The organism is Solibacillus sp. FSL W8-0372 (genome assembly GCF_037969735.1).
Taxonomy (GTDB): domain Bacteria; phylum Bacillota; class Bacilli; order Bacillales_A; family Planococcaceae; genus Solibacillus; species Solibacillus faecavium.
The window spans coordinates 2089009-2104056 of the sequence record NZ_CP150204.1 but is presented as its reverse complement, the minus strand read 5'-3'; the positions used below and the strand labels follow the sequence as shown (position 1 = coordinate 2104056).

Sequence of the window (15048 nt, the reverse complement as noted above, 5' to 3'; positions counted from 1 at the left end):
TTGTGGCAGAGAACAAAGACAAACATGTTGTAAAAAAAGAAGATGGGGAACGTGAAATTCTAACTACTCGTCAAGGACACCCTGTAAGGGACAACCAGAATATCCGCACAGTGGGTAACCGTGGACCAGCGACTTTAGAAAATTACCATTTCATTGAAAAAATTTCACATTTCGACCGTGAAGAGGTTCCTGAACGTGTAGTACATGCACGTGGTTCAGGTGCTTTCGGTTATTTTGAAACTTACGGCAAGGTTGGAGATGAGCCGGTAGAAAAATATACCCGCGCAAAAGTCTTTTCTGGTGCCGGTAAACAAACGCCACTTATGGTGCGTTTTTCTACAGTAGCAGGTGCAAAGGATTCACCTGAGACTGCACGCGATCCACGCGGCTTTGCGGTGAAAATGTATACGGAAGATGGCAACTGGGATCTTGTAGGTAATAATTTAAAGATTTTCTTTATTCGTGATGCGATGAAGTTCCCTGATATGATTCATGCTTTTAAAGCAGATCCAGTTTCCAACGTACCGAATCCACAGCGTATGTTTGACTTTGTTTCACGTACACCGGAAGCGACGCATATGATTACGTTCCTATTTTCTCCTTGGGGTATTCCAGCGACTTATCGTCATATGCAAGGTTCAGGTGTCAACACATATAAATGGGTTAATGAAAAAGGTGAAGCTGTACTTGTGAAGTATCACTGGGAACCAAAACAAGGTATCCGCAATTTGACACAAGAAGAAGCAAACTCTATTCAGGCTACAAATGTTGGACATGCTACACAGGACTTATATGAATCAATTGAACGTGGAGAGTATCCAGAGTGGGAACTGTTCGTCCAAATTATGGAGGACGATTATCATCCGGAACTTGATTTTGATCCACTTGATGACACGAAACTATGGCCAGAAGATAAGTTCCCTTGGTTGCCTGTAGGTCGTATGGTGCTTAACCGCAATCCTGAAGATTTCCATGGAGAAATCGAGCAGGCTGCATTCGGAACTGGTGTTCTAGTAGACGGTATGGACTTTTCGGACGATAAAATGCTGCAAGGACGTACATTCTCTTACTCAGATACACAGCGTTACCGTGTAGGCTCAAACTATTTAAAATTGCCAGTCAACGCACCAAAGGCACCGGTTCGTACAAATCAGCAGCGTGGTCAAATGGATACTCGTGATCCTAAAGAATCCGGTGAAAACCCACATATTAATTATGAGCCGTCAATGATTGGTGGCTACCGTGATGCAGGGGATAAAGCACACCCACCACATCAGCCATCTTATAATGCGGCATTAATGAGTGAGCCTATTGATCGCCCGAATAACTATGGTCAAGCAGGTGAAACATACCGCAGTTTTGAAGACTGGGAACGTGATGAGCTTATTAATAACTTATCGGATGCTCTGGCAATCTGTGATAAGCGCATTCAAGAAGCGATGTTTGATCACTTTACACAGGCGGATGAAGATTATGGCCGCCGTGTGAAGGAAGAGACTCAAAAGAAAATGAAAGAAATCGAAAAGGTGGCTCAGGAAGGTAAATTACCAGGCCGAGAGTCAGGGTTTTCTAAATATGGACAAGGTACGACTGCTGCGAATGAAGCAACAAAAGATGCAGTGAAGAAAAGCCATGAGGCAGACCCGTATTAATGATTAAAAAATCCAATTAGTTAAACTAAAAGACTTAAGTTTGGTATTCAATCAGGCTTAAGTCTTTTAACTTACCTGCGATTTGTAGAGGCGGTGTAGTTACACTTATTGGTGGAAACATGACTGTATTTATAATGGAGAGATAGTTATAAGACTATCAACGGAATATGTTCATGATAAAGCGTAACCCCTAAAAATAGGGAGCCCCCTGTTAAAGTACTTTTAAATTAACGTACATTGCTAAAAGGAAACCTACAAGTGCGCCAATAACCCCTAAAATAATCATTGCTAATCCTTCTTGTTTCTGCTCTTGATAATCACGTCGTAATACTATCCCTATACAAATAGGGAAAAACATAAATAATGGTGGCATTAAAGTAATAAATAATAACGCCACTGAGATCCAACCAATTGAGCTTAATATAGAACCACCGTTTTTTTTCTCCTCCATAGCTCCCCCTTAATCATCAAAAGTGGTTAGGTCTAATGTACATAAATTCGGATAACGTAATTATTAGGTAAAACATTAATACTCCCAAAGTGGTAGAGGGGAATGATCTTGAAATGCTTGTTTCACTAAAGCATTCGTTAGTTGAAGATCATAAATAATAACCAAATCAATAAGAGATGATTGCCCTCATAATAAACAATAATTATTCTTCTAAATGTTTTAGGTCATGTAAATCAGATGTACTCCAGCCTCGTTGGGTAATGTCATTTTTATTACTGACGAAATATTTATATTCCACTAGTCGTTCATTATTAAATATTACGCCTATATAATATGGATTCAGGTGTTTATAACCGTCCTCCCGATGGGGCACCGTCCTAAAACCCCAAGTTTCTCCAGGGTACTGTTCTTCCAAATATATCTGTAGATAACCTACTTTTTTTTCGATTTGCATATCAATCCAATAGGGACGTACAAAATAAAAAATACCAAAAGAAACTAAAAATAAAATAGCCAATCCCTGACTAGCTTTTCTCCATCTTCCTTTCAAAATAATAGAAACTAATAGAATAACAAGTAAAATCCCACCAACTATAATCAATTCAATTAGTTCAGTTGGATGCAATGAATATCCCCCTTTTTATTGAATCAGTTAGTTCACATTCTAAGCAGCTTTATCATTGTTCTTTAAAATAATAATCAAGGTAAGCTTTTTCTTCAACAGGAGAAAGCAGATCATAAGCTATCCCAACGTTTCCGTCTTGAAGCTCCCAAATTGCGTTATGGTCCTCAACTGCTTTAGAAAAATCACCTTCTACCCATCTGCTTAATATATCTATATAAATCTGACCCCATTCATACTTTTCTTTGTTCATTTCCGCTATTTCAAGCAAACGTTCAATGCGTTCTTTCGTAATCATATGAACGCCCCATTTCTGGTCTGCTTTTACTTTTTGGTGAGACATAGCATGTATTACTTCTTGCAATTGAAATTCTAACATTCCATCTGGGAAAAATTCGATTAAATCAAGCTTTTGGTCCTCTGGCATATCTTTCTCAGGAGTTTGAAATCCTTTTTCAATTTGTTCCCGAGCCTCTTCAATTTCTTGTTCCGTTGGCTGTTTTAAATAAGCATCTAAATAATAAATTCCAACTGCAAGGACTAGAACACCTATAATAATTCCTAGAATGATTAGTGTTTTCTTCATTTAATATACTCCATTAACCCACGTGCAACAGCTAGCTCTACGTCCTCATTTTCACTCGCTAGATCTATAATAAATTCATTAATCACTGCATATTTTACTTCTTCAGTAATTTGTAACCGTCAACCCAAATTGAACATTTTTTGCTCATTAAGGATGAACACTTTTTATTCGTTAAAAATCTTTTGCTGATGTTTTAAACGATGACTTTCGTTGTTCATATGAATAACCTCGACTCGATGTAACAGCCGATCCAAAATAGCTGTCATCATTCCCTGATTGTCCACTAATTCTGTCCATTCTTCTGGACTTCGATTCGATGTTAAAATGAGTGAACTTTGCTCGTACAGCTGGTGCACGAGTTGAAAGAATAACGTTGCTTCGCGTTGATCTAAAGCCATATACATCACATCATCTATAATAATTAAATCTGACGCCCGCAAACGTTTTAATTGGATTTGTGAGCGATGCGTAAACTCCTCCGTTTTCAGTAACTGAATTAGTTCACCCATTGTAATAAAATAGACTTGAAAGCCTCCTTGTATTGCCTCAATGCCTAAGCCTACGGCCAGTAATGTTTTACCTGCACCAGGTGGTCCTAAAAGAATTAAATTATAACTTTGTTCTAACCATTGAAACTCTTGCAGCTGCTTCATTTGACGCTCTGTAATCGCTGTTTGTTCTTCTAGTTGAAACATATGCAAGGGTTTATGATAAGGAAATCGCGCCCAAGCCAAGCGTTTCTCTATGCTCTTTTCTTCACGTCTTCTAAGCTCTAATGTTGTTAATTCCTCAAGGAATTCTAAATAAGTCCATGATACTTGTTCAGCTTGACGGAGAAGCTCAGGGAGCCCCTCAGCCGTTTCTGCTAAACGTAATTGTTTAAAAGCTTGTTGAATATCTACCACACTTTTGCTCATTTTATTTACCTCCCATACGATGAATGTATTCTTTTAAATCTCTCGTTTGAACAGCTATTTTTAGAGATTCTTTTGATTCTTTTACAACAGTTGTGGGTTGCTCTGGTTCGATTTTTGTCCGCTTAAAATAGGCAACAACGTCTCGAAACTCATTTGCACTATATAACTTTTCTTGAATACATTTATCAATCGCTGCTGGAATCCATTCTGGACTCTCTTTCGCAACCTTTTGGAACAGTAATAATTGATCTCTACGATAACGACCGTATGTATGGCAAACATCTTCAATATATTGCTCAGCATCTTCATAAGGAAATAATGTAAGCACTTTTCGTTGTAATTGATCGAGCGATGTGGAGCGATCACGTCCATGATTTAAATTTTTTATAAGTTTTCCTTTTTCTAAACTAATTGTGTGTTCCGCAAGAATTTCTCCAGTATGCGGTGCTAAAATTTTTAGTTTCTGCCCTTGGGGCACTAAATGTATGATTGGATATTTCGTATAAGTCCCCAATGGAACCGAATATCGATTTGATGCGTACCGAACTGTATTGTCCTTGTTCACATTCCTTGTTATAATTTCTGTATGGTTGCTTTCTATTATAGAAAGCGGTGTAGAGACTTTTCTTAAGTGTTGCTTTTCCAGGAGAAACACTTCGAAAGGTCTTTTTTTTGTTGTATTGTGCACTTTATAATTACCTGTACGTTCTAACCATTTCAAAGACCGATGGTTCCAATCTTCAAGTGTTGTATAGATGCGATTTTTAGCGAAATTATACTTAATGTATTTTACAACGTTTTCTATTTTCCCTTTAGACTCAGGGTCTGCTTTTCGACAGAGGTATACTTTAAACTTACGGTCTTTGACATACTGCTGAAAATCCTTCGTTAAAATGAGATCGCCGGCATTTTCACTTACCGCAATTAAATTATCTTGATCATAAACAATTTCATCTGTCACACCTTCGTAAAACTGAAAAGCCTTTTCATGGCAACCAATGGTGTCCCTTGTTGTAAAAGGACGATCTAACCAAAGGACATATTTATGACGAGAATGTGCTAAAACAAAGGCGATAAAATATAATTTTACTTCTTTGCCATCTGTTGTTTTTTGAATCGTTTGTCCCCAATCTACCTGTAATTGTTTGCCTGGTGGTTGTTCAATTACCGCTTCGTATTCTCGAGGTTCGTCTATCTTTTCAATTTGATAAATCTCACGTATTTCATTTACATAGCGTCTTACAGTACTTTCTCCAACATTAATTGATGGAAACTGCTCCTGCAGCCAATCTAAAATTTGTGCACCCGTTAAACTAGGATACTCACGTAACCAATTCACAATCCAATCCCGGTATTCATCTAGCTTTTTCTTTCGACCAGTATGACTAAATTCAATTACTGCATCTTCAAATGACATATCTAAATATTTATACACAGTATTACGTGAAATTTTAAGTCGTTTAGCAATCTGTGCAATTCTTAAACGACGTTTTCGTAATTGATGGATTTCAATATGTAACACAAGCTTCTCCTCCATTGGGACAGCCTCCTTATAAACTGATATTTCCAGTTTACAGGAAACTATTATTTAGATGAAAAGTGTTCATTTGAAATGAGCAAAAACTGTTAAGTTTATTTTAGCGGTTACAATTTCAACCACTCCTTACTTTGGTAATTTACTACCAATATAATTGTAAGATGATTTGAAACAGCTTACAAGACCAAAAGAAAAACAGCTCCCAACTGCTAGTTCTTAAAATTATTTTCATTAAAGTAATTCATAAAAAAATCCATTACTTCTGTATTAGTTTTACAGAAGTAATGGAGTATAAAGCTTTAATCTTTATTGGATTTCCAAACGTAAATCACCCGTCTTAGCTAGTCCTTTAGCTTTTAGGAAATGATAAACAGTAACAGAAATGATCGCTGGTAAAATGACGCCTAATACAATATACATTATTAAAACCATCACACCTTGGTTAGCAAGAATATTTAAAGGTGCAATAAATGAGTTTAGACCAAGTCCAGCTAATGTATAAGGAACTTCAAAGTTAAACATTAATATCGCGATTGGCGCACAAATGATGGAGGATAGAAATGGTCCTATAACAAGAAGTGGGTTTTTAACGAGATTTGGCAATTGTACTTTTGGTGTTAAAAATGATTGGGCAATATTGGCACCTAATTCGTTTTGTTTATAAGACATCGCCGTAAATCCGGCAAACTGAGCTGTACATCCAATCAGTGCAGCGGCACTCGAAACTGGGTCAAGTTGTAAGGCAATAGCAATTGCTGCAGAAGAGGCTGGAGACATCAGGAAAATACTCCAGACTAGTGCGATAATTATGGAACCTATCACAGGAGATCCTGAAACAGAGTTTGCGATAAATCTACTTAACTGCTCCAAAAGTGGGGTAGTAACTGCTGCTAATACTACACCCGAGACACCTCCGATTAATATAGCTGAAAATGGAATAGCCAACATATCTAACTTCGTTTTACCAGCAATGCGCTTTCCAACCCAAACAGCAATAATGGTAGCTAACACGGCACTTATCGGTTGCCCTGTAGTAAGAATCCAGGCTCCATCTGCATTCATATGAAGGGCATTTGCACCGATCGTACTAGATGCCATCGCACTGAAAATAACTAATGTATTTCCACCAAGTTGATAAGCGATACCAGCACCAATTGCAGGCGCAAGCATAAGTTGTGCTGCCTTACCGATAGTTGTAAAGCCTTCCCAACCAGTAAAAGTTCCGAACGTTTCAATCAGAAGGCCAATACCTAATGTGACAAGAACTGCGTTTGCAAGCCCTTGAGACCCTTTATACATCCTATCAATAATGTATTGTTTTGTCGTTTGTTTCATTTTCAAATACCTCCTAAAATATAACATTAATTATATTATGAATTTTCCGAAAATAACAAACCCATGAATGGATAGGTTACTTACGAATAGAAATAAGCTCTGTTTGCTTGATTAACTACTTTGTTTAAATCCTTTCCTCTAGTAAATTGTTATAATATTAATATAATTTAAAAAAGTAGTCAATATTATTCTGGTATAATAATGATGAAGTAAAGCAAAGATCTAATGACATCTTGGGATTTAGCATTTTGGTTAGCAAGCGTAAATTTATAATGTTAAGGATAAATCGGTACTCTTATACTCTATATATAAATCAAGGCCTAATCACAAATAGGGACATCAGTTGATAATGAGTTAGCTAAAGTATTTGGTGAATCATTACAATTTTTTGGGAAGTATTGGTCGTGGGAAGAAGTGATTTATGGTAGCTTAAGAACAAGGCTAACAATGAATGTGCTTACAGGTTTATACAAAGAATAGGAGGAGACGAATTAATGCTTGAGGAGAAGCAAAAACAACATACTAAATGGTTCTTAGATGGAGATTTAAAATTACGACAACAAGATCTTGAAGATGGAAGAATAGGTATTTGGGTTTCAGTTCATAAATTTAACGTTTGTTTTACCATGATTATGTATGATTTTATTGATTGGTGTAGGGAGTTGGATATAAATTTAGAAGTTGATATGGGTTGGAATAACCATAGGGGCTTTGTAATTGAGAGTAAGGATTTAGTGTTGTTAAGGTCAGAAATAAAAAGGTTCATAGACATATACAATATAAAGCCTACTGAAGATGGCGAGAAATTTTCTGACGATGAGTGGTATTCATAATATAATGTGAATGTTTTTAAGAGATAATCAATAGTTACTAAGGATATAGGTAAAGACTTAAGAAATGCACCAAAATATTTTAGGCCCTGCTTATCATTTTGGGGAGAAATAGAAGTGGAGAAGGTGGAAAAAATGAGAAAAAAGTTATCTAAAGATGAATTAGTTGGACTAGTAAATAAAATATGTAATCCTAAGCTGTCTGATGAAGAAGTAAGCGGATATATAGAAATTTTAGAAGACAATGTTCCTCATCCAGCCCCTAGTGACTTAATTTTTTGGAATGAAGAGGATTTATCACCAGAAGAAGTAGTGGAGATTGCCTTAGCGTATGAAGAAGAAAAATAATTATATTTAGAACATGTATCAGGAGAACCTTGAATGGCTATATGCCTTCAAGGGTTCTTTTTTGTAGGTTTGAAACCCCTCTGCTGTACAGGGGATTCCGGAAAGCTTTTAGCTATGGACAATAAAAAAACTCCAATCGTACAATATAGTTAGGTCTGGACAACCGACTACATACGAAAGGAGCTATAAAAAAGGGTTTTGTTTAGTGTACTCAAATGGATGTTAATTTTCATGCATTTTTGCATTATGTAATACGAATAGCCAAATATCCGGAAGTATTCTGGATAGTTAGCTATATTGCACACGTAGTAAAAAATCGCAATTAAAAAAATTGTAAAAGCTGTCCACAAGAGCAGTCTATTTTAGAAATAGGATTAGTCTACTATCTATAATACAGTATATTTTTTGTAATCATATTAATCCCGTACCCTAAAATCAACTGAAATAGATGGTTTAAGCCTTTGCATTATGATTGCCAAGAATATTGATTTCAATCGGTTCGCTATCAACGTAGACTAATAACGGTTTATTTCCTATGATGTAACCTGAAACAACTTTAATTCCATCTTTTCTTAGTGTAATCTTTATTTCGCAATTAATATCTATTTCGTTTTCGCTAATAAAAGTAGCGTGTAATATCAGGTCTAAATTTTCAAAATCAAATATGTGCGATTTAAATAAATTTAATAATTTACTCGGGATATTGAATTTATTTAACATCTTTCCATCAATGTAGTACTTACCTTCACCACAAACCTCAAAGTTATTCAGATTACCCTCATATATTAAGTCTTGTTTTTCGTCAAAAACAACCATTTTTCGGTTATTCTATTGGTAATATATGTTAAAATTATTTTTATGAAATGTGAAGGGGTTGGTGTCATGGTGCATAAAAAGAAGTATTTTATTATCTTCGTACCAGTGTTAATAATAGGCTTACTTTTAATATACTATTTTACGGCAAATGAGCTTACTTATCTAATGTTAATTCCTCTGATTGCTTGGTTCATTTATTATGCTTGGATATATATCGAAAAAAGATTAAAAAACAAAACTTAATTATTTTATTTGATTGATAAAGCATAAATAATAACGTTCCCAAATGACACTTAGGGAACCAATCCCCCTTATTCAATTGAATAGGGAAATTTTGGCTGTTTGTGAACAATAAGTACACAAACTATGCTTTGGGTGCGTTTATATATTCAACAACTTTTATTAAGAAATAACGTCTATGTAGGAAATAGTATAAGTTGAGGTGATATTATGCGGTATTTATTCCATAAAACAACGCTTTTCATTATGGGTTTTTTATCATTCTGTTTAATAGTGATTGGGTTTCTATTACAAACGATTCTTATACCTTTACAAGATTTCGATTCTATAAGTAAACCAGAGCTATTAGAACTTCAAAAAGAACTTGCATTAAACTATCCTTTAGGAACAGGTTTGCTTTATCTTGGAATATTTCTGATGATTTTAGTTATTATTCTTTTCATTATGAAGTTTATAAATAAAAAATAACAATTAAAAATCAGACGCATAACTATTCAGACTCAATGAAATAAACGTTCCCAAATCAAAGTTTGGGAATACATCAGAAAGCCAGAGATATTGTTAAATCAACGTTTATGGCTTTTTGTATGTAATATTGTTTATACGCGGTTTTATGTATTTTTCTACAAACCTAGTTCCAATAACAGTTTGAGCGTGTTTTTGGAAATGCTGCGTCATGGGTTTTCTTGCATAAAATCATGCATATCCTTATCGTTGTAAATCCGCATTTTTCGAAGTAACCCCATTTAGAGTAAAATATTTCATAAAAAAACGCTTAGAAATAATCTGAGCATTTTTAATCACCATTTATATAGAGAATTTACTGTCTAAATATAATGCTAAATTAGAGTTACATTTACATTATTTTTAATATTTTTCTCCTCATCAACCGAACCCGTTAGGTGAGATGTTTACTTTAGAATTCGGCAACAATTTTGTGGTCACGACTACAGGTATTTTTAGAATAACTTACTCTATCAAAAATAATTAAAAAAAGTACTTAGAATAGGAAAAATATTAGGATATAATCTTTTCAAATTAAATATTAAATTCCATTACTAAGCGAAAACCGCAGGGAATATAACCACTTCATTTATGTTGGTGGTTATGTTCATCTGCGGTTTTTTCTTTTTCGAAAGGAGTGACATGTAAACAATGCATAAAAGTCTTGAAGATTATCCAGTGATTTTGACTGCTGAACATATAGCCGAAATTTTAATGGTTTCCAAACCAACTGCTTATGAATTGATGGAACAGACTTCATTTCCATTGATTCGAATTGGTCGTTGCAAACGAGTTTTAAAGGATAAATTTTTTGATTGGCTTTCACAGCAACAGGCGTGTGGCTTATAAAACAGGAAGCAAGTGGTCAAAATGAAAGTAGATCACTTGCTTACCTTTATTAATACACAAGATTAAATGGAGGTTAGCAATAATAATGCAAGGCAGTGTGAAAAAGAGAGGAAATACCGATCAGTATGTAGTTTATATTGGAAGAGATCCTTTTACTGGTAAGCGTAAACAAAAAACAAAAGGTGGTTTCAAACGCAAAAAAGATGCACAAGCAGCTCTTAACAAAGTGCTTCAGGAAATTGATGCACAAGGTTATGTAGAACCAAGTAAGGAAATTTTCGCTTCTTTTATTGAAAGTTGGTTTAAATCTCACTTTGAAAAACGGATTAAAGAAACAACGGCATCTAATGCTCAATCTTTAATCAATAAACATTTAATAAGAGAGAACCCGTTTGCAAATAAACCTTTATCGAAAATTACGACAGAGGATATTGATGCTTTTTATAATTTTAAAATTAATGAAGAGTATAGTTCGAGTTATATTCATAAGATGCATCAAATTTTAAATCAAGCATTCAATCAAGCGGTTAAATGGAAGAGAATTAAATACAATCCAGTTAACGACGCTGATCCGCCTGCTGTGAAAAAAGAAGAAATGAAAATTTGGTCTTATGATGAAATCAATATGTTTCTTGAACACTGTAAAGGAGAAAGACATTATTTAACTTTCTTACTTGCCATTTATACTGGATTGAGAAGAGGCGAGATTTTAGGATTAAAATGGAGCGATGTTGATTTTATTAATAAAACGATTCATGTCCAACGTTCGTTAGCTTATATTCCGAAAAAGGGTTATATTTTAACGTCAACTAAGACGCGAAAATCGAATCGAATCATTCCAATTTCAGATATGGTTGTGAAAGCCTTAGTTAACCATCGCAAACAACAAGAAATTTGGAAAGAACAACTTGGTGAACAATATCAGGAGGAAGATCTTGTGATATGTACGGAAACTGGATCAAAACAAGATCCACGAAATGTGTTACGAGCATTAAAAAGACTGATTACCACTTCTGGCGTAACACAAATTCGCTTCCATGATTTTCGTCATACACACGCATCCATTTTAATTTCTAATAGTATTGATGTTGTGAAGGTGTCAAAACGCTTAGGTCATCCGAATGCTAGAATCACGTTAGAAACATATGCTCATCTCGTTCCAAATGAAGATAATGATTTAGCAGATGTTTTTGAAAAAGCACTGGAAAAAATCTCGTGAGCATTTTGTGAGCATGGCTTGAAATTCGTGGTTCTGGACTGAAACTGTTCCAAAAGAAAAAGCCAACAAACGCTGTTATAACAACGTTTGTTGGCTTACTAAACTGATGGTCCCGACTGGTCTCGAACCAGCGACCCCCACCTTGTCGAATTTATCCGGCTAAATAAAACGAGTTAAATTAAATTCAATTAAGTTAAATAAGCCTGATTTAATAAGGTTTTTAAGAGAGGATAAATTAATTCATTTAAATAAATAAGCACAAAAAAATAATTCTGCGGACAAATTGCGGATGAGTAAACAAGTGGTTTGTATTACTCTTTTTTTATTTATCTGTATTATCTGTTTTAGAAAATTGTGTTGTCATATCAAACCAACAGGGATTTTTTAACATCAGTAACTATTTATAAATGTAAAAAAGCTGATTTGTTTTACGTTAGTCCTAGGGCATTCACATCCTAGTTAATTTAGTTTCGTTGCTTAAATTATGCCGAATTGGGTAAGTGCTCATTCTTATTGTTTGAAATCCTAGATATCGAAGTGATTGAAATTAACGTGAATAGGACTAAACAAAAATAATATTATACAGTAATAATATTGGCTATTAATGTTAGATGATGTATTATAATGGAAATGTAAAATTGCAACTTGAGAATTGAACAGAAGATTAGTAAGTTTTTATTGAAATATTGGAAAGGAGGAATAGAAATGAACGATAAGGCATTAAAGAAAATAACTTTGCTACTAGTAGTTTTATTCTTAACGTTTGGTACCATGATTCCAAATAAGAATTGGGTACAAGCAGCTAGTGGTACTCCACCAAAGGTAATCAATATTAATCGAAATTTACCTCTTGATGAAAAAACAAATGCAACAAGTATTACTTATCTAGTAACATTCAGTGAAAGTGTAACGGGAGTTGATTCCGATGACTTCATATTAACAACAACAGGGAATGCATCTGGTCGTATCGCATCAGTGGTTGGAGGCGGAACAATCTTTCAAGTAATGGTTAACGACATAACAGGTGTGGGAACACTTCGATTGGATTTAAAACCTTCTGGAACAGGGATAGTTAATGGAGATGGACTTGCGATTGCAACAGGTTATACAGTGGGACAAGTCTATACCGTAGGAACAGCACCAACAATTATAACGCAGCCAAGTAATCAAACGATAACAGCAGGAGGCAGTGCAACCTTTACGGTTACAGCAACTGGCGATGCAACATTAAGCTATCAATGGCAAAAAGGTGGAATAAATATTGTAGGAGCAACAAGTGCTAGTTTAACAATTAATAATTTACAGACAAGTGACGCTGGTGACTATACGGTAGTAGTGACAAACGAAATAGGAAACGTAACATCGAATGCGGCAACATTATCTATCAAGCCCGCGACAGTCGCACCAACAATTACAACGCAACCAAGTGATAAAACAATAACTGTGGGAGGCGGTGCAATATTTACTGTTACAGCAACTGGCGATGCACCATTAAACTATCAATGGAAAAAAGGTGGAGTGGATATCGCAGGGGGAGCAAGCGCAAGCTTGACAATTAACAATGTGCAAATAAGTGATGCAGGCAGTTATACGGTAGTCGTAACAAACGCAGTAGGAAATGTAACGTCGAATACGGCAACATTAACAGTTACGCCAGTCCCAGTCGCACTGGAAATTACAACACAGCCAAGTAATCAAATGATAATAGCAGGAGGCAGTGCAACATTTACTGTTACAGCAACAAGTGATACATCTTTAAGCTATCAGTGGAAAAAAGATGGAGCAGATATTGTAGGGGCAACAAGGGCGAGCTTGACAATTAACAATGTGCAAGCGGGTGATGCAGGCATTTATGCGGTCGTAGTAACAAACGCAGTTGGAAATGCAACATCGAATGCGGCAACATTAACTGTTATGCCAGCCCCGACACCAGTTGATCCAACACCGGGTAATGGTGACGTGGAAGTAGAGCCAACGCAACCAGCGCCAGTTAATCCGACACCAACAGTGCCGACACAACCAACACCATCTGTTCCAGCACCAACAGATACAGTAACACCACCGGCTGATAACACTGAAACAACACCGCCTTTAGAAGTACCTACTGAAACGCCAAGTGTGGAACAAGACATTTTAAAATTAGTCAAGTTAGATTTACCGGTTGGATTAGTTGAAGGTTCAGTAACGATAACAATTAATAAAGAAACAGGGAATTTAGTCATTACCAGTACAGAATTAAATAATACGAGAGCAGCTACAATTACAATTCCGGTTCTTACTGAAAATGCTAATAAGATATTAAAAATCCGTACTGCAAATGGTTTAGAAGCTGTAGCCTATACAATTAAAGACGGTAAGATCGTTGTGCAATTGCATAAAGCTGGTGAATTAGTATTCGTTGATGCGAACATAGATTTAACTGATATTAGCAACAATCAATTCCGTTCAGACATTGAAATGTTAGCACAACGCGGTATCTTCACAGGAGATAACGGCAAATTTAATCCAACTGCAAACATGACACGTGCTCAGTTTGCAGGAACATTAGTCCGCGCACTAGGTTTAAATGAAACAGCTACAAGCTTTGCTGATGTTAATTCAAGTACTTGGTATGCGGGAAGTGCAGGTGCATTAGCTGATTTAGGTTTGATGAATGGTGAAAGTGGTGCATTCAATCCGGGCGGAAAAATCACACGTCAACAAATGTTTGCGGTATTAAGTAACCTTTTAGAAGCAAAAGGTATTGAAGCGTCTAATGATTTAACAGGTGATTTCAAGGATGCTTCAAAAGTATCTGATTATGCGAAACCACATGTATCAATTCTGATTGAAATTGGTGCAGTAAGTGGCGATAATGGCTTATTAAAGCCACAAGAAAACGTAACAAAAGGTCAAATGGCCAAAGTGTTAGCGAAAGTTCTAGCAAAAGTAGAAGCACTTTAATAAACAAAAAATGCGAGCTCTTTATAGGGTTCGCATTTCCTTATATTAGCAGACTTTTTTCACAACACTATCCCAAGTAACACTAAATAATTTGAAAAAAACTGCGGACAAATCCAAGTACCTCCGTCCTTCCTACTATAGTATTGATTCTCTCCACAATGTATTTGACTATTTCCTTATGTTTTATTAATTTCAAATA

At 35.5% G+C, this 15048-nt stretch carries 14 protein-coding genes; 7 read left to right on the top strand and 7 right to left on the bottom strand.

Annotated features, from left to right (window positions below; all coding sequences use genetic code 11):
* Positions 1–2: 2 nt before the first annotated feature.
* A complete protein-coding gene (locus MKY13_RS10495) occupies positions 3–1652 on the top strand; it encodes a catalase (RefSeq protein ID WP_339212481.1) in 1650 nt (549 codons plus the stop codon).
* A gap of 211 nt (positions 1653–1863) precedes the next feature.
* On the opposite strand, the gene MKY13_RS10490 is transcribed toward MKY13_RS10495, so the two are convergent.
* From MKY13_RS10490 to MKY13_RS10465, 6 genes are all read right to left on the bottom strand, one after another.
* On the bottom strand, positions 1864–2103 hold the full coding sequence (locus MKY13_RS10490; protein ID WP_191701562.1) for a hypothetical protein: 240 nt from the start codon (positions 2101–2103) through the stop codon (positions 1864–1866).
* A gap of 202 nt (positions 2104–2305) precedes the next feature.
* A complete protein-coding gene (locus MKY13_RS10485; protein ID WP_339212479.1) occupies positions 2306–2728 on the bottom strand; it encodes a hypothetical protein in 423 nt (140 codons plus the stop codon).
* 52 nt (positions 2729–2780) lie between these two features.
* Positions 2781–3311 carry a DUF6241 domain-containing protein gene (locus tag MKY13_RS10480; protein ID WP_191701564.1) on the bottom strand — a complete coding sequence of 177 codons (531 nt, stop codon included), beginning with the start codon at positions 3309–3311 and terminating at the stop codon, positions 2781–2783.
* Between the two features lie 164 nt (positions 3312–3475).
* Positions 3476–4228, bottom strand: a complete 753-nt coding sequence (gene istB, locus MKY13_RS10475) for an IS21-like element helper ATPase IstB (RefSeq protein ID WP_191701900.1) — start codon at positions 4226–4228, stop codon at positions 3476–3478.
* 1 nt (position 4229) lies between these two features.
* Positions 4230–5750 carry an IS21 family transposase gene (gene istA, locus MKY13_RS10470; protein WP_318245237.1) on the bottom strand — a complete coding sequence of 507 codons (1521 nt, stop codon included), beginning with the start codon at positions 5748–5750 and terminating at the stop codon, positions 4230–4232.
* Positions 5751–6071: 321 nt separating this feature from the next.
* Entirely contained in the window at positions 6072–7100 is a 1029-nt protein-coding gene (locus MKY13_RS10465) for a PTS sugar transporter subunit IIC (protein WP_191701565.1), read from the bottom strand.
* Positions 7101–7594: 494 nt separating this feature from the next.
* On the opposite strand from MKY13_RS10465, the gene MKY13_RS10460 reads away from it, so the two are divergent.
* Both MKY13_RS10460 and MKY13_RS10455 read left to right on the top strand, forming a co-directional pair.
* The gene (locus tag MKY13_RS10460; protein WP_191701566.1) at positions 7595–7933 is read left to right on the top strand and encodes a hypothetical protein; all 339 of its coding nucleotides are present in this window, start codon (positions 7595–7597) and stop codon (positions 7931–7933) included.
* Positions 7934–8065: 132 nt separating this feature from the next.
* On the top strand, positions 8066–8278 hold the full coding sequence (locus MKY13_RS10455; RefSeq protein WP_191701602.1) for a bacteriocin immunity protein: 213 nt from the start codon (positions 8066–8068) through the stop codon (positions 8276–8278).
* Positions 8279–8731: 453 nt separating this feature from the next.
* On the opposite strand, the gene MKY13_RS10450 is transcribed toward MKY13_RS10455, so the two are convergent.
* Entirely contained in the window at positions 8732–9094 is a 363-nt protein-coding gene (locus tag MKY13_RS10450; RefSeq protein ID WP_191701567.1) for a hypothetical protein, read from the bottom strand.
* A gap of 486 nt (positions 9095–9580) precedes the next feature.
* Here MKY13_RS10450 and MKY13_RS10445 point away from each other — a divergent pair, with 486 nt between their 5' ends.
* From MKY13_RS10445 to MKY13_RS10430, 4 genes are all read left to right on the top strand, one after another.
* On the top strand, positions 9581–9802 hold the full coding sequence (locus tag MKY13_RS10445; protein ID WP_339212474.1) for a hypothetical protein: 222 nt from the start codon (positions 9581–9583) through the stop codon (positions 9800–9802).
* Positions 9803–10489: 687 nt separating this feature from the next.
* Positions 10490–10687 (top strand): helix-turn-helix domain-containing protein, encoded by a 198-nt coding sequence (locus MKY13_RS10440; RefSeq protein WP_191701568.1) that lies wholly within the window; start codon positions 10490–10492, stop codon positions 10685–10687.
* Positions 10688–10784: 97 nt separating this feature from the next.
* Positions 10785–11906, top strand: a complete 1122-nt coding sequence (locus MKY13_RS10435) for a tyrosine-type recombinase/integrase (RefSeq protein WP_339212472.1) — start codon at positions 10785–10787, stop codon at positions 11904–11906.
* 705 nt (positions 11907–12611) lie between these two features.
* Positions 12612–14849, top strand: a complete 2238-nt coding sequence (locus tag MKY13_RS10430; RefSeq protein ID WP_191701570.1) for an immunoglobulin domain-containing protein — start codon at positions 12612–12614, stop codon at positions 14847–14849.
* Positions 14850–15048: the final 199 nt, after the last annotated feature.

Excerpts from the sequence above, each read along its gene's own strand:
- MKY13_RS10460 (WP_191701566.1), top strand. The coding sequence starts at position 7,595 with ATGCTTGAGGAGAAGCAAAAACAACATACTAAATGGTTCTTAGATGGA.
- MKY13_RS10445 (WP_339212474.1), top strand. The coding sequence starts at position 9,581 with ATGGGTTTTTTATCATTCTGTTTAATAGTGATTGGGTTTCTATTACAA.
- MKY13_RS10480 (WP_191701564.1), bottom strand. The coding sequence starts at position 3,311 with ATGAAGAAAACACTAATCATTCTAGGAATTATTATAGGTGTTCTAGTC.
- MKY13_RS10455 (WP_191701602.1), top strand. The coding sequence starts at position 8,066 with ATGAGAAAAAAGTTATCTAAAGATGAATTAGTTGGACTAGTAAATAAA.
- istB (WP_191701900.1), bottom strand. The coding sequence starts at position 4,228 with ATGAGCAAAAGTGTGGTAGATATTCAACAAGCTTTTAAACAATTACGT.
- MKY13_RS10440 (WP_191701568.1), top strand. The coding sequence starts at position 10,490 with ATGCATAAAAGTCTTGAAGATTATCCAGTGATTTTGACTGCTGAACAT.
- MKY13_RS10465 (WP_191701565.1), bottom strand. The coding sequence starts at position 7,100 with ATGAAACAAACGACAAAACAATACATTATTGATAGGATGTATAAAGGG.
- MKY13_RS10450 (WP_191701567.1), bottom strand. The coding sequence starts at position 9,094 with ATGGTTGTTTTTGACGAAAAACAAGACTTAATATATGAGGGTAATCTG.
- MKY13_RS10430 (WP_191701570.1), top strand. The coding sequence starts at position 12,612 with ATGAACGATAAGGCATTAAAGAAAATAACTTTGCTACTAGTAGTTTTA.
- MKY13_RS10490 (WP_191701562.1), bottom strand. The coding sequence starts at position 2,103 with ATGGAGGAGAAAAAAAACGGTGGTTCTATATTAAGCTCAATTGGTTGG.